The organism is Bradyrhizobium centrolobii (genome assembly GCF_001641635.1).
Taxonomy (GTDB): Bacteria; Pseudomonadota; Alphaproteobacteria; order Rhizobiales; family Xanthobacteraceae; genus Bradyrhizobium; species Bradyrhizobium centrolobii.
This window is the reverse complement of sequence record NZ_LUUB01000022.1, coordinates 151,653-175,115: the sequence shown is the minus strand read 5'-3', so window position 1 is coordinate 175,115 and position 23,463 is coordinate 151,653. Positions and strand designations below refer to the sequence as shown.

Sequence of the window (23,463 nt, the reverse complement as noted above, 5' to 3'; positions counted from 1 at the left end):
AAGCCGCATGGCTGTCCACACCTCCAGCGCGGCGGAAGCGGCCGCGCCCACGACCCGCGAGCGCATCCTCAACGAGGCGCTCGATCTGTTCGCGCAGAGCGGCTATGGCGGCGCCTCGATGCGCGAGCTCGCGCGCCGCGTCGGCATCCGCGAGAGCAGTCTCTACAACCACTTCTCCGGCAAGGCCGCGATCCTCGAGGCGATCGTTGCCGAGCATGGTCCGGCCAGTTCGGCGAGCCGGTTGGAGGAGGCGCGCTACAAGCAGCTCGCCCGTCAGCCCGCCGCGTTCTGCCGCCAGTTCGCGCTCGACCTCGTCGAGCAATGGTCCGATCCGCGCGAGCATCGCTTCCAGAAGGTGATCACCGCCGAGCGCAACCGGGTGCCCGGCATCCGCGCAAAATTCGCCGACCGGTTCTATGCGCGCGAGCAACGCCTGATGACGGACTACTTCCGCGGCTTCGCGCTCGCCGGCATGATCTCGACCACCGATCCGCGCGAGACGGCGCGACTGTTCGCGGCCGGCCTCATCTATATCCGCCTCGAACATTACGTGATGGGCGCCGAGCCCTCGCCGCGGCCGAAGGTGATCGAGGCGATCGACCGCTATCTCGCCTTCTTCCTGTCGCTGATTGCGGTGGGCAACGAGACGGACAACAAGAAACGAAAAACCAAGGGAGAGAACCGTGGCAAGGCTGCCCCTGATTGATCCCGAGACGACGAGCGGCGACATCCGCGCCTCGTTCGACCGCATGCCGGTCAAGCTCAACATCTTTCGCATGATGGCGCATGCCGAGGCCAACATGATCCCGGCGATGCGGCTCGGCAATTCCATCCTGCACAAGCAGAAGCTCAGCGCCGTCAACCGCGAGCTCTTGATCCTCCAGGCCGCGCAGCTCGAAGGCGGCGCCTATGAATGGCGCCAGCACGTGCCGATCGCGCTCGGTGTCGGCTGCGCGCAGGGACAGATCGATGCGGTCGAGCGCGCCGACTACGACTCCGCTGCGTTGAGCGAGGCCGAGCGCGCGCTGCTCAACTTTGGCCGCGAAGTGGTCGAGAACGTGCGCGTTGCGGACGCGACTTTCGCCGCCATGCGGCGTCACTTCAGCGAGCAGGAGATCGTGGAATCCATTGTCGCGCTCGGTTTCTACATGATGATGGCGCGCCTCACTGAGGCGACCGAAACCGATCTCGATCCCGCAGCCGGGATGAAGGTCTATGACGGCGGCAAGAAGCCGGGGGGCTGAGATGGCGGAAAGCTCCGAGACCAAGCCGGATCGTTACGTTCGTCCGCCGAGCGCGGAATCACTCGGCGAAGCGCCGGGCAGGGGACGCCTGAAGGGCCGCCGCATCCTGATCGTCGGCGGTGGCCAGCGCGTCTTCGATGCCGCCACCGATCCGATCGGCAACGGCCGCGCCATGAGCATTCTCTGCGCGCGCGAAGGCGCGAAGGTGGCGGTAGCCGATCTCAACCGCACCTCGGCCGAACAGACCGTGAAGCGCATCACCGACGAGGGCGGCGAAGCTTCCGCCATTGCCGCTGACGTCACGGTCGAGGCGGACGTCATGCGCATGATCGAGGAGGCGCATTGCGCGATGGGCGGTCTTGACGGCATGGTGCTGAACATCGGCACCTTCGGCAAGGTCGGGCTCGACGCCGTCAGCCCCGAGGAGTGGAACGGGATCTACGACGTCAACGTGCGTGGCCCGATGCTGTGCTGCCGCGCCGCCATGCCGAAGTTCGAGAGCGGTGGCGCGATCGTGTTCATCTCCTCGATCGCGGCGCTGAAGGCCGGCTCGCAGATGGCGGTGTACGATTCCTCCAAGGCCGCGCTCGGCGGCCTCATGCGCAACATCGCCCACCTCGGATCGCGCCGCGGCATCCGCGCCAACCTGGTCTATCCCGGCCTCGTCGACACCCCCAACGGCCGCGAGGCCGGCGCCGGCCGCCCCTCGCGCGGCAAGGGCCACATCCCCTTCGGCCGCCAGGCCACAGCCTGGGAGATCGCCTACGCCGTGCTGTTCTTCCTCTCCGACGAAAGCGTCTACGTCACCGCGCAGACGCTCGCGGTGGATAGTGGCTTGAGCGGGATGTGAGGGGCGAGCGTCGCGCCGCCTCTTCGGTGTCAGCGAGACTCTTGCGTCAGCCTGAGCGCACGGCTGATGAGATGGTCGAGCGAGAGCCGTCCCGGTCCATAAGCGATGATGCCCAGTGCCATCGCAGCCCAGGTGATGTGAACCGGCCAGCCATCGGGCACCGTGAGCTCGACGATCACCGTCATGAACAGGAGTCCAAGCGCGGCAAACCGCGTGCCGAGCCCAAGGACCAGCAGGATCGGAAAGATGATTTCTCCAGACCCCGACAGGAAGGCCATCGCCGTCGGCGCCGGAAAATGATAGGGGCCGCCCGGCAGATGCAGCATGAATTCGTCGCTGAACAGCGTCACGGCGGTGTCGTTGAGCTGGAAAAAGCCGTGCCATTTGAGGATGCCGGAGCGCCAGAACGGCACCGCCAGGGCCACGCGCAGCACGAGCTGAACGAGGGAAGGTGAGGCGAGCGTCTGCACCAGGTGATTGGCCTTGTCGGCCAGGAGCCCGAGTGATGGGAGGCCGCCGCCCGCTGCCATGCGTTGTTGTGTGATCATCATGCGTCTCCAGAAGTCACCGAGGTGAACGCGCCTGCCTCGATCATACCGGCGATGTTTGCGGCGATGTCAAAGCCGGAGCATGCGTCCAGCGCCGACGCGGCAGCTTCGCCAAGCGGCCGGCCCGACATCAGGCAGGCTGCGAAAACCGCGCCACCAGGCGGAAGATGTCGTACGACGACGTCGGACCCGGCTCGCGTGATCAGCGCATCTTCCGGCGTCGAGGCATCGATACGCTCCACTGGCGCAGTGCCGCGGTTGGCGGCAAAAATCGTCACCGCCGAGAATTGCGAACGCACGATCCGGGTTGCCGGGTGCGGTGTGAAAACGAGATCAGCCAACCGGTCCGGCGTGACCGCGGAAAGCCGGGCCGGCGATAGCGGCGTGGCGTCGGCGGCGTGATAGGCATCAAGCCAGGCCCGCTCGATACGGGCGACATCGGCGAGCCAGGGAAGTGATCGCGCATGTTCATACGCTTCGATGAAGACCGGAAGATCGCGACCATACTCGAACAGTAACGGTGAGGTCGGCGGGGTACTGCGAATATGAATGCGCGCCATGGCGCGGAAGAAGTCGGTGCCCGTGATGCGCAGCACAGCCGGATAGATCGCGGCAAGCGCATCGATCAGGCTCACCGTGACGTTGTTGCGGTAGACGTTGTAGCGCTTTCCTGCCGGCTTGCCGTTGGGGCCGGTGACGTCCGGTGGCAGAGTCAGCGTCGGATCCAGCAGCGCCGGTGCGAAATCCGCTGCAAAGCTGAGGTGCTGCTCAAGCGGCATGACGATCCTCCGCTGGCGCGGTCGATTGGTGGCGATCGAGGATCGTCTGCGCGGCGGCGGCCTCGGCTTGCAGGACCGGCCAATCGGGAATCTTGCTGTCCCACTCGATGAGCGTCGGCACCGGGCCGTAGCGCTTGACGACGATCTCGAACAGCTTCCACACAGCGTCCGCAACCGGGCCGTCATGGCTGTCGATCAGCAATAACTTGCCTTCGTCATCCGTCTCTTCGGCATGACCGGCAAGATGGATTTCCCCGACGCGCGACAGCGGAAAGTCCGCCAGGTACTCCAGGGCCGAGAAGCCATGATTGGTCGCCGACACGAAGACGTTGTTGATGTCGAGCAGGAGCCCGCAGCCGGTGCGCTCCGCGACACCACGTATGAAGTCGGTCTCGCTCATGGTCGAGCAGCGGAAGGCGACATAGGTCGATGGGTTTTCGAGCAGGAGCGGGCGCCGAACCGCCTCCTGCACCTGATCGATGTGATCGCAGACGCAGCGAAGCGTCGCCTCAGTGTAGGGCAGCGGCAGGAGATCGTTGAAGAAGCTGGTCCCATGTGTCGACCAGGCGAGATGCTCGGAGACCAGCGCCGGCTGGTAGCGCGCGACCAGGCCGCGGAAGCGCGCCAGGTGCGCCTTGTCGAGCGGCTGTGGTCCGCCGATCGACATACACACGCCGTGCACCGAGATCGGATGATCGCGACGTATCGCCTCCAGCGCGCGATGCGGCGGACCGCCAGCGCCCATATAGTTCTCAGCATGGACCTCGAAGAAGCCGCGCTGCCGGCCCGCGTCGAGGATTGCCGGAAGGTGCTCATGCTTGAAGCTCGTCCCGGCAACGCCGCCGACAGGAACGGGAAAGCGGAGTGGCACGGCCAGAGATTCGCCTGCCCTGATCGCCAAACTCATGTTGCTCCTCCGCTCTCTGTTGTCGTGATGTGTCGACCTGCCGCGTCAGACCGGCTTGAGCGAACCCTTCTTGCCGTTCGGCAACTCGATGCTGGTGCAGGTGCCGCCCTGCACGAACTTCCATGCATTGCCCTGGAAGTCGGTGGTCGATGTGCCCTGGCAGGTCGTGCCCGGTCCCGCCGCGCAATCGTTCTGGCCCTTCAGCGCAACGCCGAAGCATTTTTCCTTCTTGGCAGCGATGGCCGCGTCGGCCTCGGCCTTGGTCAGCGGAGCTGCCATGGCCAGTGTCGCAAGCGCAGTGGATACGGCGCCGGCGAGCGCGAATGAAGTGACTACGTTCTTGGTAGACATCGGAATTCTCCTCTCGAGACTGCATCGCTTGGCAAGCGAATGCGCGTTGTTAATTCCTTCCGTCCGTGGCCCGCGTTACCGACCGGGCTGCTCACGAGTGCGTGAGATCGTGGTGCAGCGCACAGCCTGTGCGCTTGAGTTGTGATTAGCGGGCAAGTGGCGGGACAAATCCAATGCAGTGCGCCTATCGAGACGTTAGCAGGAGAGCATTGGAGGCGACCGATTTCGAGCCGGCACTGACAGAGTCCAGCTCCGATCGGCCGACCGAAGTAATGCGCGAGCATTGCAGGTGGTGACGGTGGGATACCTCTACGTTGGGCAAGAGCCCTGCACCGCGGTTCCCATTTGCCCCGCCGGACATGCCTCCCGGCGCGGTGATGAGCCGTTTTCACGATAACCACTTCGCGTCCACCATCCTGATTTTTCAGATTGCGCGCGATAGCCAATCCGCCTAATAGAATTGGACAAGTGACCAAATAAGATGGTCGGGCACCGAAAGGTGCCGCCGGTGGAGGAGCAGCCGCCATGCGCCCGAACTTGGTGCACGGTAGGTTCGAGGATGGAAGCGCAGCATGCCGCAGGCTGACGGATTTGGACTTGCTGGTGTCATCGGCATGCCCGTCGCGCATTCCCGCTCACCCGTGATTCATAATTTCTGGCTGAAGGCGCATGGCATCCGCGGCACCTATGTGCCACTCGCGGTCAAGCCGGAACGGCTCGAGGATGCGCTGGACGGGCTGATAGCGCTCGGATTCCGTGGCTGCAACGTCACCATGCCGCACAAGCAGACGGCGATGCCGTTGCTCGACTGCGTCAACGAGACGGCGCGGCGGATCGGCGCCGTCAACACCATCGTCGTCGAGGACGACGGCACGCTCTCCGGCTTCAACAATGACGGCAACGGCTTTGTGCAAAGCTTGCGCGACGCGCGGGCCGACTGGCGCGGCGATGCGGGGCCGATCCTGCTGCTCGGCGCGGGCGGCGCGAGCCGGGCGGTGGTCGTGGCACTGCTCGAGAACGGCGCACGCGAGATCCGCATCGCCAACCGTACGGCGGAGAAGGCGCAGGCGATCGCGCAGGAGTTCGGTCCCGCCGTCAGCGCCGTCGCCTGGGACGACCGCAGCGCCGCGCTGACCGATGTCGCGCTGCTCGTCAACTGCACCGACCGCGGCATGGCCGGCAAGAGCGCGCTCGAGATCGACCTGTCGCGGCTGAATTCCGCAACGCTGGTTGCCGATCTCATCTACACGCCGCTGGAGACGCCGTTCCTGGCTGACGCCCGCGCGCGCGGCTGCGTGACCGTGAACGGGCTCGGTCTGCTGCTGAACCAGGCGCGGCTCGCCTTCAAGGCCTGGTTCGGCGTCATGCCTGACGTCACTCCCGAGCTGATCAAGGCCATCGAGGCGACGTTCTGACACGCGCGAGGGGAGTTCTGCGCCATGACCTTGCCGGCGTGCCCCAAGATCGACTGCCACATCCATGCCATCGATCCCGTCCGCTTTCCTTACTCGGACGACACGCCGTACCGGCCGAGCGGGCAGGAGATCGCGCCGGCGGCGCAGCTCATCCGCGTGTTCGATGCCTTCGACGTCCGCCATGCGCTGGTTGTGGCGACCAACACCGGCTACGGAAGCGACAGCCGCATCCTGCTCGATACGCTGAAGCAGGGCGGCGGCCGCCTCAGGGGTGTCGCGGTCGTTGAGAGTGATGTCGATATCGACGAGCTTGCACGGCTGAAGGCCGCCGGCGTGATCGGCGTCGCCTTCAACGTGCCGTTCCACGGCGCCGATTATTATCGCAATTCGGCACCGCTCCTGGAGAAGCTGATCAGCCTCGGCCTGTTCCTGCAGATCCAGGTCGAGCAGGACCAACTGCTCGACCTGCTGCCGCTGATTGAAAAATCGGATGTGCGCCTGGTGATTGATCATTGCGGGCGCCCATCGGTCGCGCAAGGGCTGAAAGGAAAAGCCTTCCAGGCGCTGCTGGCGATCGGCCGCGAGCGCGACGCGCATGTAAAATTGTCCGGCTATTACAAGTTCTCGCAGCAGCCGCATCCTTACGAGGACGCCTGGCCGTTCATCGCGGCCCTCGTCGAGGCCTTCACGCTTGATCGCTGTGTCTGGGGATCGGACTACCCGTTCCTGCGCGCATCCGAACGGCTCGACTATGGACCGCTACTCGCGGTGCTGACGGCGCTGTTTCCGGACGCCGACGATCAGGAGCGCCTGCTGTGGCGAACGCCCGCGAGATTGCTCGGCTTCGAGGGCGCAACAGATCAATCGACATAACAAGACAACAAATGGGGAGGAGTTCATGAGGCAGTTTGCAAAGCCGGTCGGCATCGCGATCGCGGCGGCAACGTGGGCGGGCGTTGCCTGCGGGCAGACCACGGTCTACATCCCCGACGTCGTCGAGCTCTCCGGCCCCGGCGCAGTGTCCGGCACGAACTGGCGCGACGGCGTCGCGCTCGCGGTCGATGAGATCAACAACTCCGGCGGCATTCTCGGCCGCAAGATCCAGACCGAGCATCTCGACACCCAGAGCAACCCCGGCGTCTCGCGCGCCCAGGTGCAGAAGGTTCTGGACAAGGACCCCTATGTCGTGCTCGGGCCGATTTATTCGGGCTCGGTCAAGGTCAACATGGCGCTGACGCAAGCGGCGGAGATCCCGCAGATCGTCGGCGCAGAGGCCGCCGACATCACCACGCAGGGCAATCCCTGGGTGTTCCGCACCGCCTTCGGCCAGCAATTCTCCATGCCGAAGATCGCCAACTATCTGCACGACAAGCTCAAGGTGAAGTCGGTCGCGGTGGTCTGGGTCAACAATGATTTCGGCAAGGGTGGCCGCGACAACTTCGTGAAGGAAATGAAGGCGCGCAACATCGAGATCGCGGCCGATATCTCCACCGAGCAGGGCCAGGTCGATTTCGGCTCTGACGTCATCAAGCTGAAGAACGCCAAGGCCGAAGCGGTCTTCGTCTATACCAACGAGGAGGAGAGCGCCCGCTTCCTGATCGAGGCGAAGCGGCAGGGCCTGTCAACGCCGCTGTTCGGCGAGACCACACTGCTGAGCCAGAAGGTGGTCGAGCTCGCCGGCCCCGCCGCCAACGGCGTACGCGGCCATGTCGGACTCAGCGCTGATGCGCCCGTGCCGGCGATCCAGGAGTTCGCGAAGAAGTTCAGCGCACGCTACAAGTACTGGCCCGACCACAACGGCATCAAGGGCTACACCGCCGTCTATCTCGTCAAATACGTCACCGAGACAATCGGCAAGTTCGACAGCAAGGCTTTTGGCGCAGCGATGAAAGGCCTGACCCTGACGCCCGACAAGGCCCCGGGCATGCTGATGGAAGCAAGCTGGGACCAGAACGGCGACATCGACCGCGCGAGCTTTTTGGCCGAGATCGTCGACGGCAAGCAGAAGATCGTCGAGACGCTGCCGAAGCTGAAGGGCGGGAAGGGGGAGTGAGGGCTATGATTCTCCGGTGCCGCCCACCCATAACCACCGACCGATGTTGTTGGAAGACTCTGTGGCCGGCCAATCGCCTCGACAACAACCGCTTAGGGTAATGGGTCCTGGCTTTCGCTGGGACGACGGCGCGATTTGAGGCGCTCCAGGGACCGCAAGCCCGGGCAGTCGTGTCGCGAGAATGTCGACGCGTGCCTTCATCGATCACGCCGCATCGTTTTGCGCAGTCGTCCGTCATATCGGTTGGCAAAGCGAACCGATCACGCGCATGATGTGCGCGGGGCGATATCGGTCCACGTGCCTTTCTCGGACGGTCTCTGGAATATGAAAACCACGCTGCTGAAACCCGAAGACTATACGCGCTCGCCGTGGAAGAACGGCGGCGGCATCTTCACCGATATCGCGGATGCTCATCGCGCCGGTGCGCCGACGAAGGATTGGAACAGCCTGCTCTGGCGCTTCGCCTCGACGCCGATCGTGACGCCTGGTCCCTTCTCGTATATGCCGGGCATCGACCGCTTGCAGATGGTGGTTCGCGGGCGCGGACTGGTGCTCAAGGCGCCGGGGCGGGAATTCGACGAGCGCGACCCGTTCACGACCGTGCGCTTCACCGGCGAACTCGAAATCGTGACCGAACTCGAGGCAGGTCCGGTCGAGGTCGTGAACCTGATGGCCCGGCGCGGGGCGGCGGAGATCGAGCTCTTGGCGCTCATGGAGTCAGGCGATCGGCAGCTGGCTGCCGGCACGCATCTCGTCTACGCAGCTTGCGGCGGTTGCAGCATCCGTCTCGATGGAGAGGACTTTGCCATCACCGACGGCAGCACGTTGAGGGTCGAGCTGGCCGAGGTGTCGAAGCTCGCCCTCGTTTCGGGGCTGGCGGTGCTCGGATCGATTCAGATCGTCAGCTAGCCGCGATCGTCCCCCGCCAACCTCGGCGCTGTCGCGCACCACGGGATAGCGCTGGATCAGTTGACGCGGTCGCGCAGGAACAGCGCGCATTACACCTTCAGCGCGTCGATCACCGCACGCAAGCCCGCGGTCTGATGCTCGCGACTGGGGAAATACAGGAAAAGATCCTCGTCGAGCGGACACCAGTCCTTAAGGCAACGCACAAGCCTGCCGTCCCGCAAGCCGGTTGCGGCGCGCTGCTCCCAGACATAGGCCAGACCGAGGCCGCGCATTGCGGCATCCACCATCAGCTCCTGGCTGTCGACGGTCAGCGGGCCGTCGACCTGCACCTCGATCGTCTCGCCATCCTTCTCGAAGATCCAGTTCAGGACGGTGCCGCTCGGAAACGCGTAGCGGATACAGACGTGAGCGTGCAGGTCCTGCGGCGTCACCGGAGCGGTTCTCTTCTCGAAATACGCCGGTGCGCCAACGACGGTGAAGCGCAGACGGGAGCGAATGCGCACCGCAATCATGTCCTGCGACAGCCGCTCGCCAAGACGAATGCCTGCGTCAAAACCCTCTTCGACGATGTCGACGCGCCGGTCCGTTGCAGCGATCTCCAGCCGCAGGCCGGGATTTGCCTTCAGCAGCGTCTCGATTGCGTCCCCCAGCACGAACGGCGCGATCGTGTTGGGTACGTTGAGACGGACAGTGCCGAACGGCGTATTGCGCCACGCATTCAGCTCGTCGACCGCGACACGGATGTCGGTCAGGGCAGGGCCCAATCGTGCGTAGAGCATCTGTCCGGCGTCGGTCAGGGATACGTTGCGCGTGGTCCGATGAATGAGGCGCACGCCGACGCGGCCCTCCAGGCTGCGTATCGCATGACTGACGGCAGAGGCGGACGTGCCGCGCTCGACCGCCGCCTTCCGGAAGCTGCGATGGGTCGCAACGGCAGCGAAGGCAGCCAGCTCCGATAGCTCGCTGTTCTCGATCATTGATGAATATCGTTCAGCATCGAGTGCATGTTGGACGATCTTATCGGATCGCGCGGTTACGTCCAGATGGAGGCCGATCACTTGCCGACGATCAAAGGAGACTCCGCATGCGTGCCCTTGTCCTCGACACCTACCAGAATGGCCGTTTTCGCGACGCAGACATCGAAACGCGACGTCCCGGAGACGGAGAACTTCAGATTCGTGTGCACGCAAGCGGCGTGAATCCGGTCGATCACCTGATCCGCACGGGGCAGGCGCCGTTCGCGATGCCGGCGTTGCCGGCCGTGCTCGGCACCGACGTGGCCGGCGTGGTCACCGAGGTCGGGGCGGGCGTGAAAGGATTTGCGGTCGGCGACGAAGTCTATGGCCTCGCCGGCGGCGTGCGTGGAATGCCGGGATCGCTCGCGGAGTTCATGACCGTCGACGCCGCGCTGATAGCGAAGAAGCCTGCCAAGCTCACCATGCGCGAGGCCGCGGCGCTGCCGCTGGTCGTGCTCACAGCATGGGAGGGTCTGGTCGACCGCGCGAGCGTGCAGCCGGGGCAGAAAGTCCTCGTTCAGGGCGGCTCGGGCGGCGTCGGTCACGTCGTCGTCCAGCTCGCAAAGGCGTTCGGCGCCGACGTCTACGCAACGTCCCAGCCCCAGAAGCAGGATCTCGTGCGCGGACTTGGTGCCACGCCGATCGACTATACCAGGATGACCGTCGAGCAATACGTCCAGAAATACACCGACGGAAAGGGCTTCGAAATCATCTACGATACCGTCGGCGGCAACACGCTCGAGGCCTCGCTCGGCGCCGTGCGCCACTACGGCCACATCGTGAGCTGCGCGGCATTTGAATCGCATAATCTGCTGACCTCGTCGCTGCGCTGCGCGGTGATCAGTGCCATCTACGTCCTTTACCCGATGCTGAGCGGCGAACGGCGCGCACATCATGGGGCAATCCTGCGCGAGGTCGCGCAGCTCGTCGACGCCGGCAAAATTCGTCCCGTGGTGGACCCGCGCCGCTTCACGCTCGACACGGCGATGGAGGCGCATGAGGCGGTCAGGGGCGGCGCGAACGTCAAGGTCGTCATCGACGTCGTGAAGAACGCGTAGGCACGCGTTCCTCGCACAGGTCGGTAGAAAGAGATCCAGAATGCCAAAGGAATACATCAACCCTCCGGGCGTCTCCAAAAGCTGGTACTTCACCCGCATCCTCAGCATCACCGCGCCGTCGAAGCTGATCTACATTGCGGGCCAGGTGCCGGCTGACGAGAATTCCAGGCCCGTCCATGTCGGAGACATCAGGGCCCAATACATCGCCGTCCTGGACGCCCTGACCGTGCAGTTGAAGGCGGTCGGGGCGACATGGGATGACGTCGTGTTCCGCCGTGTGTACGCGATCGACGTTCCGGCCTTCGTGGAGCGCTGCGTTCGTGACGAAAACTTCCCGGTACCCTGGACCCGTGAACGTCCCTCGCCGAGCACGCTGATCGGTGTCACCGCGCTCGCGAACCCGCACTTTCTGGTCGAGCTCGAAATCGCGGCCGTGATCGCGGATTGAGCGGATCCTCTGGCAAATGCTGGCGAGGGCTGACATTGTTCCCGCTGCGACTGGACACATGCCGGCTGAGCAGGTGCGAGGCTTAACTTTCCGGCACCGGCACGTCGAACGTGTTCAGCGTCACCGACACCATGCAGTAGAAGCCGATGAAGTAGGACAGTTCTGCGGCGCCTTGGGCGCCAAACTGCCCGACGGCGGCCTTGTAGGTCAGCTCGGGCAGTGTCCCTCCGGAGATCAGCGCCGATGCGAAGTCGTAGGCGACTGCCTCCTGCCTCGTCAGGTCCGCGGGACGCTGGCCGGACACGATCGTAGTGAGCTTTTCGTCGGATAACCCTCTGCGCTCCGCCATGCGTACATGGGCATAGAGCTCGTAGGGCGCCTTGAAATGCGTGCCCGTGACCAGGATCGCGATTTCGCGAACCGCGGCCGGCACACACGGGTTCACCGCCATAGCCTTCGCCAGGTCCCAGATCGGCTTGCCGAATTTCGGTTCGTGCAACCAGGGATTCCATGGACCCATCAGGGCGCCATCCTCGCGGATGTTGACGAAGCCCTGATATTTCTGGGCGATCTCTTCCTTCATGTCCGCCGCCAGAGCCTTTTGCTCCGGGGTCAGCTTGTCGGGTGAAATGACGGGCAAACGCATCAGTTGTTCTCCTTCGTTTGTGTCGTAGCCTTGCCTCGGACCGCCCTGGAGCCTCGCCTTATGTCCGTTGCGAAGAGTGCTGACTGCTCGAAGGCGGCGAAGTGACCGCCTCGTTCCGGTAGATCGAAGGACGCGAATGTGACGATGGGATCGACGCGACGTCGACGCATTTCGCCATTCCAGTCTCGCCAATCCTGCACTGCTTTCCTGCGTCCGGTGAAGTGAAACGATTTCAGTCGCACGATGAGCACGCTGCAATTCGAGCCGTTCATCTGGACGAGATCGGGCGGTCCGATAAGATGGTCAAAAGCGCACGCGATGCTGAGCCGGGTTCATCAATGATCGGACACGACGAGCTTCGGAATAGGCGATGCCCACGCATCTCGGGTGCCGGACACGGTCTCCCCGCCGGCAAGCCCGATGCGCAGAATATGCGCCGGACCAAGTTGACGCCATCGGGCTGGAGCACGATATATCCGGTCGGATGCAGACCACCGCCCAGAGGCAGGATATGAACGTGCCGCCAGATATCGATTCCGTCACCACGCAGTCCGGCAGCGATGTCGTGCACTGGCTGACCAACGAGACGCGCGATCAGCGCTTCATCGACAACATCTTCGCCGAGATGTGTATCCGGCTCCAGCGCTCAGGGATTCCCGTCAAGCGGGGAACGCTTCACATCCTGATTCACCATCCGCAATGGCTTGGCGCCCGGATGATCTGGGCCGACGGGATGCGCGAAGCTGAGATCGCGAGGGTCGATTACGATGTCAGGGAGCGATCGGAATACATCGGCAGCTCCGCCAACGAGATCCATGACGGTGCCGCCGAGGTCCGTGAGAATCTCGAGCGGGATCCCTCGCTCGGCCGCAAGCACGCCCTCTATGACGAGATGCGGGCGAAGGGCCTGACCGACTACGTGGCGTGGCCGCTCTACCACACGCTCGGCAAGCGGCACATCGTGACCTTCGCGACCGACCGTCCCGGTGGTTTCGACGAGGCGCATATCGCCGGCCTGAAAAGCCTACTGCCGGTCCTGGCGCTCGTCAGCGAGATCCGCGTCAAGAACCGCCTGGCGCGAACGCTGCTGGAGACCTATGTCGGGTCCCATGCCGGGGAGCTCATCCTGGCCGGCGCCACCAGGCGCGGCAGCGGGACGACGGTCCGTGCCGCGATCATGATCTGTGACCTGCGCGATTTCACGCGGATCTCGGACAGCTGGCCGCGCGACGACGTCATCGATCTCCTCAACGACTATTTCGACGCGATGTCGGAGCCGATCGCGCGGCATGGCGGCGAAATCCTGAAATTCATCGGGGACGGCCTGCTCGCCATCTTTCCGCTCAGCCAGCCTACGGCTTGCTCAAATCTGCTGCATGCCGTGACCGAGGCCCGTCAGGCCATGTCCGCCCTGAACGAAAGGAACAACGGCACCGGCCGGGCGCCCCTGAATTACGGCATCGGCGTTCACGTCGGCGATGTCATGTACGGCAATATCGGCTCCCGTACCCGGCTCGACTTCACCGTGATCGGTCCCGCGGTCAACATGGCCTCGCGTCTCGAAGCCCTCACCAAGCAATTGGGAAAGACGGTGCTGCTGTCCCGCGCGTTCGCCGACCTCGTGAAAGGCGATTTCGAGCTGGAGCACGCCGGCGAGCACGAGGTGCGCGGCTTCAGCGAACCGATCGAGCTGTTCGCGTATAACGGCTGAAGCAGCGCTGCGCGGAGCTGGCTCCGCGCAGGCTCGAAACGTAGTCTTGTTGAGTAGAGCCGTCAGTCGCAGACCCGCCTGCGGACAGTGACGTCCTCGCCGTAGCGATTGATGTGATGGCTGATGATGGTCCGGCAGTCTGATCCGTAGTCGCGATCGTAGTAACGATACCGGTCAGGACCAACGTAGACGCCCCCCGGGCCGACGCCGAATTCGACGGCCTTGGCCGCCGTCATGGTTCCCGCCGCGAGCATCAGCAGTGTGGTGATCGTCAGGATGAATGATTTCATGGCGTTCAACTCCTCCTGAAGAGTGTGCCCGTCGACTCAAAGAGCCGGAAGCGCATCCGTTCCGTCAGGAACTCAGGGATATTGTGATGGAACGCTGTCGCGCGGGAACTCCGGCGCCCGCGCGTGACGTTCATGCGGGGCGCCGGCAGCGAAGCAGCAGCTTCAGGATCGGGGACTTGTTCGCCTTGTGATAGGCGAGCACGCGGACAAGCGCAGGCACTTCTCCTAGCCCGGGCGACTGTCCGAGGGGCAATCGGGAAGCGCTCGTTCTCGCATTGCCGAAGTGAGCGCGATAATCCACCCGTGCCGCTATTTTGCCCGACGTGTTTTCGGCTACTTTGCCGCTTGTTGCGGCTGCGTCGTCATCGCTCTTGATCAGGAGGCCTTTGATCGCCTTTCCATTGGCGCCGTAGTCCTGCTCTCCGGGTGCGAAACTGGTGTGGCGGTGCTCCAGCTTTCGGTCGTCGGCCAGCGATGTGTCAGCAATCAAAACGTCTCGGTCACCTTGCTCAGGCGAGGGGGACGATCCGGGTCAAATCCGCAGGCGCGCGCCGCCTGCTCGATCATCCGGTAGGCTGGAACGAGCATGGTGATCGGGTCGGTGGCGGGGTCATCTTCGGCCAACCAGGGCAGCGAGCCGTGCGGCCCGCCGCATAGATGCAGCGCGATCTCTTGCTCGCGCAATTCTTCTGCCAGCGCGTCCACCGTGGTCGCCGTTTCATCCATGAGGCGCATCATGACAACCGGCGTGCGCGATGATAACGCGGCCCGCGGCCCATGCTGCAGCTCGGCGGCACTCAGGCCAATGGAAGGCAGGCGCAGGATTTCCGAAAGTTTGAGCGCGATTTCCCGCGCCGAGCCGAGGCCCAGGCCCCGAGCCGCCACAAATACGGCTGACGCTTTGGCGAGATCATCGGCGATCTCGGACCAGTCGAGCGCCAGCGCGCGGTGCAGGCGCTCGGGCAGCCTGTCGAGCGCCGACCGCAGCGCATGATCGTCCGCAAGCTCGGCAACAAGTCCGGCACCAGCCGCCATCGAGCCGATCACCGTCTTCGTCGCCGCGACGGAGTGCTCCTGGCCGGCTTCGATCGGAACGACGAACTCCGCTTCGTCAGCCACCGGCGATGACGTCGCATTGACGATGGCAATGGTGCGGGCGCCGGCGGCGCGGGCTGACCGGGTCGCCGCGACGAGATCCGGGCTGCGCCCGGATTGCGAGATCACGATGAACAGCGCATGACGCAGCATCAGGGGCGTGCGAAATGCCGTTATCACCGAAGGAGCGCTGGCTGAAACGGGAAGGCGAAGCCGCGTCTCGACGAGGTATCTTAAGAAAACCCCGGCATGCCCGGAGCTTCCCCGGCCGCACACGACGCACAGGGGGGCGGAGCCAATCCCAATTCGCTGCGTGATGTCACGCGTGGCGGGGCGGCTGCGAACAATGTTGGCGACAACATTCGCGCTTTCCTCGATTTCGCTCGCCATCGCTGAGGTCGTCACGGCTCAACCGCTCCACCTCGATTGCGGGCCGCCGCTCCCTTTGGATGCCGGTCACGATTCACGGCGAGCTCGGCAAACACGCGCCGTAGGTTGCCGTCGCAGTCTTTCAGGATGGTCTTGGCATCAACCCCGTCGACACCCAACGCCAGAAGGACAGCCGTCTTGATGTCTCCCTCGGCCTGCTCGAGCGAGCGTGCCGCATGCGACGGATCACAGTGTGCGATTTGCGTCACCATGGCCTCGGCGCGCCGCTTCAGCTTGGCATTGGTCGGCTGCATGTTCACCATCATGCCGCGATACACCCGGCCAAGGCGCAGCATGATCCCTGAGGAGATCAGGTTCAGCACGACCTTCTGCGCGGTGCCGGCCTTCATCCGCGTGGAGCCGGCGATCTGCTCGCGGCCGGTCTCGATCAAGATCGGAAACTTTGCCGATGCCAGCAGTGCGGTGCCGGGATTGTTGGCGACACCGATCGTCACTGCACCGAAAGAGCCTGCATGCTGCAGCGCCGCGACCGTGAATGGCGTTGTCCCGCTGGCGGCAACGGCGATCACCACGTCGTGCGGTGTGAGCCGCACGGCATTGATCTGCGCGACCGCATCGTCGACATCGTCCTCTGCGCCCTCGATGCTGGTGACGAACGCGCTGTCTCCGCCGGCGACAATGAAGCGGACGCGCTCGTTGGGCCAGGCGAAGGTCGGCGTCAGCTCGGCGCCGTCCTGGACCGCCACGCGGCCCGAGGTGCCGGCACCGACATACACAATGCGTCCGTGATCGCCCAGCGCCACCTTGGCCGCTTCGGTCGCCGCAGTGATCGCGGGAAGGGCATGGCCGATCGCGGCAACTGCCGCAAGCTGGCCCTCCCACATGGCTTCCATCGCTGACGTCAGCGACCATGCATCAAGATCGGCAAAGCGGGGATCGACTTCTTCGGTTGCCATATAGTTGATCCATGCGCCCTTAATCGCGGAACTTTGAAGCCTGTTCATGGTCGGTTTCCCTCTCGGGCGGGTCAAGCTTTGGCAGGTCCAACCGCCCTCGCGCCACCAGTAATGCACCGGCCGCTGCGTCGGCGTCAGGACGCCTCAGGCGGGCGCGCAGATCAGGCGTCAGCCAGGGCGTAATGGCGTCCGCGAGCCCTCCCACCAGCGCGAGCCGGTCAATTCCTCTCGCCAGGAACACATCGAGCAGATCGCCAATGGCATCGGCCGCGCGCTCGACAATGCGACGGCCGACCGGATCGCCCTGATTGGCATGCCGCATCACGATTGGCGCGAACGCAGCGTAGTCCGTGGCCCGGGCTTCTTCGGACCAGGCCACCGCCTGATAAGGATCATGATCGAATGCGCCCAGCACCTCTGAAAGCAATGGGGTCAGCTCGCCGCGGCGATCCGCGGCCCGCAGCGCCAGTCGAACAACCTGTAGGCCAATGTCGGCGCCGCTGCCTTCGTCCGACACGGGAAAGCCGTAACCGGCGAGACGGATTTCGCGGCCGTCGATCAGGCCGACACCCACCGAGCCTGTGCCGGCGACCACGATGGCCCCGTCCGCGCCGCTATGGGCGCCGAGACAGGCAGCCATGCCGTCGCTGATGAAGATCGCGGACGCAAAGGGATGAGCGATGTTCTTGAGCGCCGCTTCCGCGCCCCGGCGGCCAAGCCCGGCGAGGCCAATTCCGGCGTGCATCCCCGCAAAATCCTCGCGCGTCAGGCCTGCCTGTGCGGCAGCCGCTTCGGTCGCCTCCATGATGGAACGCCAGGCCTTTTCGACGCCAATCCGCGTCGTGGCAGGTCCCGAGATTGCTCCGCCGAGCAACCTGCCGCTCTCGTCTTCAATCCGGGCGCGGCAGTGAGTTCCGCCCCCGTCAATTCCGAGATATGTGGTACCTTTTGTTCCCATCGAATGTTAACGCGAGGGCTTCGGTCCGGGTCCCCAATGCCTAGATGGGGAACACTTGAGATTATGGCACTCGTCTCACGGGTCTGTGACTGCCACTCTCGGATGGATGCTGATGGGCGAGCGCTCCTCTTCTGACGTTGTCACGATTGCTGCGCCGCAAATCTTTGACGGTATCGCCATGCGCGGACCGGGGTCCATCAGGATTTCGAAAGGCCGCATTGAAAGCATCACGTTCGGAGAGTCAAAGCCGCGCGCGTCGATCCGGCTCCCCCGGGATGCGATCCTTGCGCCCGGATTCATCGACGTCCAGGTGAATGGAGGCGGGGGCGTTCTTCTCAACGACCGGCCAACGGAGGCTGGCGTTCGACGCATCGTTGAGGCGCACCGCAAGCAGGGAACCACGGGCTGCCTGCCTACCCTCATCACCGATCGCAGCGAGGTCATCGAGCGGTTGGCTGCAGTCGCCCCAGCTTGTCTGATGCTTCCCGGCGTGCTCGGCTTTCATCTGGAGGGGCCGGCCCTCAACAGGTCTCGCAAGGGCATTCATCCGGAAGCCGAGATACGCGTGCCCGATCGGCGCGATCTCGCCGCCATCAAGAGTTTTGGGAACTGCGGCCGCTCCATTGTGACCTTGGCCCCGGAATGCGTGCCCGCGTCAATGATCGATGAATTGATCGGCGCCGGATTGCGTATCGCGGCAGGCCACAGCGACGCCACGGCAGCCGAAATCGGGCAGGCGGTCAATCGCGGTGTCTCGGGCGTGACCCATCTGTTCAATGCCATGTCGCAGTTGAACGCCCGGGAGCCGGGCCTGGTGGGCGCCGCGCTTGGGGATGACCGGCTGTTTGCAGGGATCATCTGCGACGGCATCCACGTTGACCGCGCCTGTTTGCGTGTTGCCTTCCGCTGCAAGGGACGTGATCGATTGATGCTGGTCACCGATGCCATGCCATTGGTGGGCACGAACGACCGGCAATTCATGCTGCAAGGACGGCAGATCACGTTGCACGAAAATCGCCTGACTGGCTCCGATGGTACACTCGGGGGCGCTCACCTCACCATGATCGAGGCGGTGCGCAATGCTGTTGCGCTGGTCGGAATTTCCCTTGTCGATGCCCTCATCATGGCCTCTCGGACGCCCGCGGCATTTCTGGGCCTTGAGTCCGAGCTTGGGCGGATCGCGCCCGGATACCGCGCGGACCTTGTCGCCTTCCATCCGGACTTTGAAATCGTCGGCACATGGATAGGCGGTGTCGGTTCGATCGGCGAGGCGAGCGAGGCTTATCACCGAGGTTAGATGCGCAACCATCCCATCATCGTGCAAAAATACGGCGGTGTCTGCCTTGAAACAGCGGCGAAAATTCGCGCGGTTGCGCGCAGTCTCGCCGATCTGCATGGTCGTGGTCATCGCGTCGTCGCGATCGTCTCCGCCATGGGCACGACGACCGACCAGTTGATCCAGATGGCTTACCAGGTCAGCCCGACGCCCAATCGCCGTGAACTCGACATGCTGCTGACGACCGGTGAGCGCATCAGCATGTCCCTGATGAGCATGGCGCTTTCCGATCTCGGCGTGCCCGCGATCAGCTTCACCGGCAGCCAGGCCGGCGTGATGACCGACGACTCCCATTCCTCGGCACGCATTCTGGATGTACGGCCCATTCGGGTGCGTGAGGAACTTGATCGCGGGCGCGTCGTGGTGCTGGCAGGATTTCAGGGCGTGAACCCGGCGACCAGGGAAATCACCACGCTTGGCCGGGGCGGCAGCGACACCACCGCCGTTGCGATGGCCGCGGCGCTGAAAGCCGAGCGCTGTGAAATCATCAAGGAGGTCGACGGCATTTGTTCGGCCGATCCGCGCATCGTGCCGGATGCAAAGCCCCTGCGGCGAGTGGACTTCACATCGCTGTCCGAAATGTGCTTCTGGGGTGCGAAGATCCTGCACTTTCGCAGCGTAGAGCTGGCGCAAAGTCAGGATGTGCCGCTGGTTCTCAGGCAGTGGGGTGGCGTTGAACACAGCACGCAAGTGATGAAAGAGGTTGCAGGCATGGAAAACGGAAAGGTTCTGGCCGTCAACTCGATGGCTCGCATTGAGCATGTGGAAATCGATTGCAACGATCTCAATCACGGCTTTGAGAAATTCGCGCAGCATCTCAAGCAAAACAGCCTGTCCTGGCCACAGCTCCTTGCATCACACTTCGCCGCAGGAAAAACCAGCATGACTGTGGCCTGTGATGCGGAGTGGCTCGACGCCCTGTTGCGCACGCTGGAGCACGCTAAGGATCTGCGCACGCAGCGCGAGTCTTCAAGCTCGGTAAGTCTCACCTGCTTCGGCGGCGTTTCGTCGGCATTGCCGTTCAGGGCGTTGCAGGTTCTCGGACAACACGGGATTGTCCCCGACACGTACGTGCTGTCGCCGCATACGGTCAGTCTGTTTGTCCCCGTGGAGAGCCGGGAGGCCGCGGTCAAGGCGTTGCATTCGCTCGTTCAGCAAGCATAGCTTCGAGACGCGGCAGGGATCGCTTCTGCCTTGGTCTCCAATATTGCGGTGACGGCGGCCGCAACATGGATTTCCGATCGAACGGATTTATCTCTCTGGCAGCGGGATCGCAGACGCGAAGACCCGATCGGGATCGAAGCGACGCTTGAGCGCGCGGAGCCGGGCGGCGTTGTTGCCATAAGCCGCCGCCGCCTGTTCGCGGTCATCCGGCCCCAACAGGTTAGCGTAGCCCCCCGGCAGGGCGAGCGGGGCGAGGCTCTTGCAAAGGTTCTGCGCCCATTGCCTGTGCGCCGCGCCGTCGCTCCCGTCGGGCTCCCAACCGGCGATGATCTCCACCATGAAATGTTCCTGGCGCAAGCCGAACGCGACCGCGTTCGCCGGAATGCGCGTGGCCGCGCCGTGGAAGTGGTGAAAGGCGACCGCAGTGCGGGGCGACGTCTTGCGGGCGACCGCGCTGATGATCGTATCGATCGCGCCGGGCATGAGCGCGGGCAGCGAGCGCGTCCGGATCTCCCAGTGGCAGCCAGCCGCCTCCGCCACCCAGGCGTCAAACGGAGCGAGCATGTCAGTGTAGGTCATTGGCCCAAGCTGTGCGAATTGCGGCGTTCCAAGGGCCTGGAGCTCACCGATGATGCGTTCCCCTCGATGTTGATCGCCATTCCACAGCGGCGACAACATGAGCGCCGGCTGGCCATCCGGACCGGATGTCATGATCGCCGATACACCGAGTTCGTCAGGCATGGTTTCCGCGAACGCCGCATAGCGGCGCAGCACCGACTCGGCTTCGGTCCAGGGATACACGATCGATCCCGCGAGCATGCGGCGCGCTTCATGCAACTGGATCCGCATGGAAGTGACGACGCCGAAGTTGCCGCCGCCGCCGCGTAGCACCCAGAACAGCTCGGGCTCCTCATCCGGTCCGGTCGTTACGCGCCGCCCGTCCGCGAGCACCACCTCGGCGCCCAGCAAATTATCCGCCGCCAGGCCGTACCGGCCGTTCAGAGGACCGTAACCGCCGCCCAGGGTGAGGCCGGTGACGCCGACCTCACCGCAGTTGCCCAGTGCCGCAACCAGACCGTAGAAACCGGCGGCGGCAGCCACGTCCTTGATCCTTGCTCCGCCGGAGACGGTTGCTGTTCGTGCGTGCGGATCCACGATGACTTGCCTCATCATGCCGAGGTCGATGACGAGTCCGCCTGGGCACAAGGCGCGGCCCGCCCAGTCATGACCTCCGCCGCGCACCGACAGAGGGACTCCGTGCCGACGTGCACTTCGCACCGCCGCCTGCACGTCCGCGGACGTTTCACAGACTGCAAATAACGCTGGCTGGTTCTCGACCGCGCCGTTCCATACCCGCCGCGTGCGGGCATACTCATCCTCGCCCCGTGACACGATTCGTCCCTGCATCTTTGCGCCCAGTTCCGCGGCTGCGTCGGAAGTCGTCGATTTGTTCGTGACGTTCACCAATTCCTCCACCTGTGATTTCGAAAACATGAAAAGGCCTACTCTGCCGCGGCGAGACCTCCTATTCCCGCACCGATGACGACCGCTTGCTTGAGAATCGGATTTGACATGCGTAGGGCTCCCGATGAATGCGATGTCGGCCGGGACAAGCTTCCGCCGGCGACGAAGCTGAGCGAGCAGCCCGCACGGTGAGCGAGACGCGCCACGCAAGAATTTCAGGGCTTGCACATTGCGTTACATCCGTAGCGCTGCGGCCCGCGGCAACGAGCGCACTGTCTGCAAAATGTGCACAGGCTCGGTCACAAGCCCCAACGACGCGCGCCGGGCAAAATCACATCGGGTCCGCCTGCGAAAGGAGACTTCGGCAGCGCCATTTTTCCCAGTGGATCACGCGTCTTGCGGCCGGCGGCCGCCAAGGATCAGGCCTCACATGGCCGTCTCGACGAATTGTTCAGAAGCGCTCGACCGGCAGGGCAAAAACATAGCCGATGCCGCGCTCGGTCTGGATCATGCGCGGTGCATTGGGATCAATCTCCAACTTGCGCCGCAGCCGCAAGACCTGAACATCGACGCTCCGATCGAAGATATCTTCATGAAACCGCGTCGCATTCAGGAGATGCTCGCGTGAAAGGGGGCGCTCAGGTGCTTCCAGGAACGCCAGCAACAAGGCATACTCGCCTTTGGTTAGCGAGACGGGTGTTTCGTTGGAGTCTACGAGACGGCGGCCATAACGCTCGAGCCGCCAGCCATTGAACCTGTAGCCGCCGCCGTCCCGCACACGAGTTTGCGCTGAACCCGACATTTGCCGGCGTCGCAGTATTGCGCGGGCGCGTGCGAGCAATTCCCTGGGACTAGGCTTTACGATGTAATCGTCGGCGCCAAGTTCGAGGCTGACGACAGAATCGACCTCGTCGGCGCGATTGCCGGTGATGATGATTGGAATATCCGATCTCGACCGGATTGATCGCAGCCGATCCAGCCCGTCATGCGGCTGGTCCATGATGATCAAGCTGGGAAGCGTGCGGGTGCAGTTCCACTCGCTCCAGGGCAAGCAACTGGTGGGGAAATTGTGGTCGGAAAAGTAGCTGCTCACCGCCTGCCGCATCAACGGATCATTGTTGATGATCAGGATATAGCCCGTCGCTCCGATCTCCTGGTTCATATCTTCGATTCCCGTCAGTCATCAGACGCGCTTCCGATCTCATCGCCCCCAATCAACGGCCGGAATTCTTCGCCCGGTTAACCCGGACGTCGATTTACGACTGTGAACTGCTTCATATTTCACGAAAGCGTTGATCGCTGTCGATCAAGACATCACGGCATTGTCCCCGACACATACGTGTTGTCGCCGCATTCCGTCACTCTGTTGTCCCTGTGGGGAGCCGGGAGGCCGCGGTTTAGGCGTTGCATTCGCGCTTGTCCAGCAAGCATAGCTTCGAGACGTGGCGGGGAGCGCTTCCGCTTGTGCCTTGGTCTCCAATATTGCGGTGACGAGCAACCAGGCCTGCTATCTGTTATCTGCGCACTCTGCGAGCGTCGGGAGCGGAAGTACGGATTGAACAGATTGCGTGGCAGTTGTCGGTCATAGATCGCAGGCCGGAGTACGAGGGCGTTGTGGGGCGAGCGGCAGAGCAGACGCAGAAACGGGCAATTTCGTGAAGCCCAGGCCGGCCGGTCGTTGAGCTCGACGATGTCGAATGGGCCTACGCGACCGTACGGCAATCGATCCGGACGATCGACAAGGGCGGGGTGAAATCCATCGTCTTCGGGCAGAAAGGCGTGGACATAATAGACCAGAGCAATTCCCGATCAGAAGGAGCACGATAGCTCATACGGCTGCGTACCACCACGTAATCGGATTTTTCAGTTTGCGGT

Annotated in this window: 25 protein-coding genes; 12 read left to right on the top strand and 13 right to left on the bottom strand. The window is 63.7% G+C overall.

What is annotated here, in order from left to right:
- The first annotated feature begins 7 nt into the window (after positions 1 to 7).
- Genes AYJ54_RS03630 through AYJ54_RS03620 form a run of 3 tightly spaced genes read left to right on the top strand, consistent with a single transcriptional unit; the run spans position 8 to position 2,094 of the window.
- Complete coding sequence (locus AYJ54_RS03630; RefSeq protein ID WP_063696526.1) at positions 8 to 706, top strand: TetR/AcrR family transcriptional regulator; 699 nt, start codon at positions 8 to 10, stop codon at positions 704 to 706.
- The gene (locus AYJ54_RS03625) at positions 684 to 1,244 is read left to right on the top strand and encodes a carboxymuconolactone decarboxylase family protein (RefSeq protein WP_063696524.1); all 561 of its coding nucleotides are present in this window, start codon (positions 684 to 686) and stop codon (positions 1,242 to 1,244) included. Before AYJ54_RS03630 ends, AYJ54_RS03625 begins: the two co-directional genes overlap by 23 nt.
- Position 1,245: 1 nt before the next feature.
- Entirely contained in the window at positions 1,246 to 2,094 is an 849-nt protein-coding gene (locus AYJ54_RS03620) for an SDR family NAD(P)-dependent oxidoreductase (RefSeq protein ID WP_063696522.1), read from the top strand.
- A gap of 29 nt (positions 2,095 to 2,123) precedes the next feature.
- On the opposite strand, the gene AYJ54_RS03615 is transcribed toward AYJ54_RS03620, so the two are convergent.
- The 4 genes from AYJ54_RS03615 to AYJ54_RS03600 are packed head-to-tail and all read right to left on the bottom strand — an operon-like array spanning position 2,124 to position 4,679.
- Positions 2,124 to 2,642, bottom strand: a complete 519-nt coding sequence (locus AYJ54_RS03615) for a DoxX family protein (RefSeq protein WP_063696668.1) — start codon at positions 2,640 to 2,642, stop codon at positions 2,124 to 2,126.
- Positions 2,642 to 3,421: an HvfC/BufC N-terminal domain-containing protein gene (locus AYJ54_RS03610; RefSeq protein ID WP_063696520.1), complete on the bottom strand. Its 780-nt coding sequence runs from the start codon at positions 3,419 to 3,421 to the stop codon at positions 2,642 to 2,644. Before AYJ54_RS03610 ends, AYJ54_RS03615 begins: the two co-directional genes overlap by 1 nt.
- Positions 3,411 to 4,328 (bottom strand): MNIO family bufferin maturase, encoded by a 918-nt coding sequence (gene bufB, locus AYJ54_RS03605; RefSeq protein ID WP_063696518.1) that lies wholly within the window; start codon positions 4,326 to 4,328, stop codon positions 3,411 to 3,413. The genes AYJ54_RS03610 and bufB overlap by 11 nt, the downstream gene beginning before the upstream one ends.
- Positions 4,329 to 4,373: 45 nt before the next feature.
- Positions 4,374 to 4,679: a BufA1 family periplasmic bufferin-type metallophore gene (locus AYJ54_RS03600; protein WP_063696516.1), complete on the bottom strand. Its 306-nt coding sequence runs from the start codon at positions 4,677 to 4,679 to the stop codon at positions 4,374 to 4,376.
- Positions 4,680 to 5,251: 572 nt separating this feature from the next.
- On the opposite strand from AYJ54_RS03600, the gene AYJ54_RS03595 reads away from it, so the two are divergent.
- The 4 genes from AYJ54_RS03595 (at position 5,252) to AYJ54_RS03580 (ending at position 9,056) form a co-directional block, all read left to right on the top strand.
- Positions 5,252 to 6,094: a shikimate dehydrogenase gene (locus AYJ54_RS03595; RefSeq protein WP_063696514.1), complete on the top strand. Its 843-nt coding sequence runs from the start codon at positions 5,252 to 5,254 to the stop codon at positions 6,092 to 6,094.
- A 24-nt stretch (positions 6,095 to 6,118) separates the two neighbouring features.
- Entirely contained in the window at positions 6,119 to 6,967 is an 849-nt protein-coding gene (locus AYJ54_RS03590) for an amidohydrolase family protein (protein ID WP_063696512.1), read from the top strand.
- Between the two features lie 25 nt (positions 6,968 to 6,992).
- Positions 6,993 to 8,147 (top strand): ABC transporter substrate-binding protein, encoded by a 1,155-nt coding sequence (locus AYJ54_RS03585; RefSeq protein WP_063696510.1) that lies wholly within the window; start codon positions 6,993 to 6,995, stop codon positions 8,145 to 8,147.
- Between the two features lie 324 nt (positions 8,148 to 8,471).
- On the top strand, positions 8,472 to 9,056 hold the full coding sequence (locus AYJ54_RS03580; RefSeq protein WP_063696666.1) for a HutD/Ves family protein: 585 nt from the start codon (positions 8,472 to 8,474) through the stop codon (positions 9,054 to 9,056).
- Positions 9,057 to 9,145: 89 nt separating this feature from the next.
- Here the strand turns inward: AYJ54_RS03580 and AYJ54_RS03575 are convergent, their stop codons facing one another.
- On the bottom strand, positions 9,146 to 10,030 hold the full coding sequence (locus AYJ54_RS03575; protein WP_201724125.1) for a LysR family transcriptional regulator: 885 nt from the start codon (positions 10,028 to 10,030) through the stop codon (positions 9,146 to 9,148).
- Between the two features lie 110 nt (positions 10,031 to 10,140).
- Here AYJ54_RS03575 and AYJ54_RS03570 point away from each other — a divergent pair, with 110 nt between their 5' ends.
- Together AYJ54_RS03570 and AYJ54_RS03565 are read left to right on the top strand one after the other, a co-directional pair.
- Positions 10,141 to 11,130, top strand: coding sequence for a zinc-dependent alcohol dehydrogenase family protein (locus AYJ54_RS03570; RefSeq protein ID WP_063696506.1), 990 nt, complete (start codon positions 10,141 to 10,143; stop codon positions 11,128 to 11,130).
- A gap of 40 nt (positions 11,131 to 11,170) precedes the next feature.
- Complete coding sequence (locus AYJ54_RS03565; RefSeq protein WP_063696505.1) at positions 11,171 to 11,578, top strand: RidA family protein; 408 nt, start codon at positions 11,171 to 11,173, stop codon at positions 11,576 to 11,578.
- An 82-nt stretch (positions 11,579 to 11,660) separates the two neighbouring features.
- Here the strand turns inward: AYJ54_RS03565 and AYJ54_RS03560 are convergent, their stop codons facing one another.
- The gene (locus AYJ54_RS03560) at positions 11,661 to 12,224 is read right to left on the bottom strand and encodes a carboxymuconolactone decarboxylase family protein (RefSeq protein WP_063696503.1); all 564 of its coding nucleotides are present in this window, start codon (positions 12,222 to 12,224) and stop codon (positions 11,661 to 11,663) included.
- 511 nt (positions 12,225 to 12,735) lie between these two features.
- Between AYJ54_RS03560 and AYJ54_RS03555 the strand changes: the two genes are divergently transcribed.
- Complete coding sequence (locus AYJ54_RS03555; protein ID WP_063696664.1) at positions 12,736 to 13,935, top strand: adenylate/guanylate cyclase domain-containing protein; 1,200 nt, start codon at positions 12,736 to 12,738, stop codon at positions 13,933 to 13,935.
- Positions 13,936 to 13,997: 62 nt separating this feature from the next.
- On the opposite strand, the gene AYJ54_RS03550 is transcribed toward AYJ54_RS03555, so the two are convergent.
- The 5 genes from AYJ54_RS03550 to AYJ54_RS03530 all read right to left on the bottom strand — a co-directional run bounded on the left by AYJ54_RS03550 (position 13,998) and on the right by AYJ54_RS03530 (position 17,624).
- On the bottom strand, positions 13,998 to 14,225 hold the full coding sequence (locus AYJ54_RS03550; protein ID WP_063696501.1) for a hypothetical protein: 228 nt from the start codon (positions 14,223 to 14,225) through the stop codon (positions 13,998 to 14,000).
- A gap of 130 nt (positions 14,226 to 14,355) precedes the next feature.
- Positions 14,356 to 14,715 carry a hypothetical protein gene (locus tag AYJ54_RS03545; RefSeq protein WP_063696499.1) on the bottom strand — a complete coding sequence of 120 codons (360 nt, stop codon included), beginning with the start codon at positions 14,713 to 14,715 and terminating at the stop codon, positions 14,356 to 14,358.
- Complete coding sequence (locus tag AYJ54_RS03540; RefSeq protein ID WP_063696498.1) at positions 14,712 to 15,710, bottom strand: SIS domain-containing protein; 999 nt, start codon at positions 15,708 to 15,710, stop codon at positions 14,712 to 14,714. The genes AYJ54_RS03545 and AYJ54_RS03540 overlap by 4 nt, the downstream gene beginning before the upstream one ends.
- 11 nt (positions 15,711 to 15,721) lie before the next feature.
- Positions 15,722 to 16,666, bottom strand: coding sequence for an N-acetylmuramic acid 6-phosphate etherase (locus AYJ54_RS03535; RefSeq protein WP_063696496.1), 945 nt, complete (start codon positions 16,664 to 16,666; stop codon positions 15,722 to 15,724).
- 19 nt (positions 16,667 to 16,685) lie between these two features.
- A complete protein-coding gene (locus tag AYJ54_RS03530; RefSeq protein WP_063696495.1) occupies positions 16,686 to 17,624 on the bottom strand; it encodes a glucosamine kinase nucleotide-binding domain-containing protein in 939 nt (312 codons plus the stop codon).
- 112 nt (positions 17,625 to 17,736) lie between these two features.
- On the opposite strand from AYJ54_RS03530, the gene nagA reads away from it, so the two are divergent.
- Positions 17,737 to 18,921, top strand: a complete 1,185-nt coding sequence (nagA, locus tag AYJ54_RS03525) for an N-acetylglucosamine-6-phosphate deacetylase (RefSeq protein ID WP_063696662.1) — start codon at positions 17,737 to 17,739, stop codon at positions 18,919 to 18,921.
- A complete protein-coding gene (locus AYJ54_RS03520) occupies positions 18,922 to 20,124 on the top strand; it encodes an aspartate kinase (protein ID WP_063696493.1) in 1,203 nt (400 codons plus the stop codon).
- 87 nt (positions 20,125 to 20,211) lie between these two features.
- On the opposite strand, the gene AYJ54_RS03515 is transcribed toward AYJ54_RS03520, so the two are convergent.
- Complete coding sequence (locus AYJ54_RS03515; protein ID WP_063696491.1) at positions 20,212 to 21,618, bottom strand: FAD-binding oxidoreductase; 1,407 nt, start codon at positions 21,616 to 21,618, stop codon at positions 20,212 to 20,214.
- A 421-nt stretch (positions 21,619 to 22,039) separates the two neighbouring features.
- The gene (locus tag AYJ54_RS03510) at positions 22,040 to 22,750 is read right to left on the bottom strand and encodes a winged helix-turn-helix domain-containing protein (protein ID WP_063696488.1); all 711 of its coding nucleotides are present in this window, start codon (positions 22,748 to 22,750) and stop codon (positions 22,040 to 22,042) included.
- Positions 22,751 to 23,463: the final 713 nt, after the last annotated feature.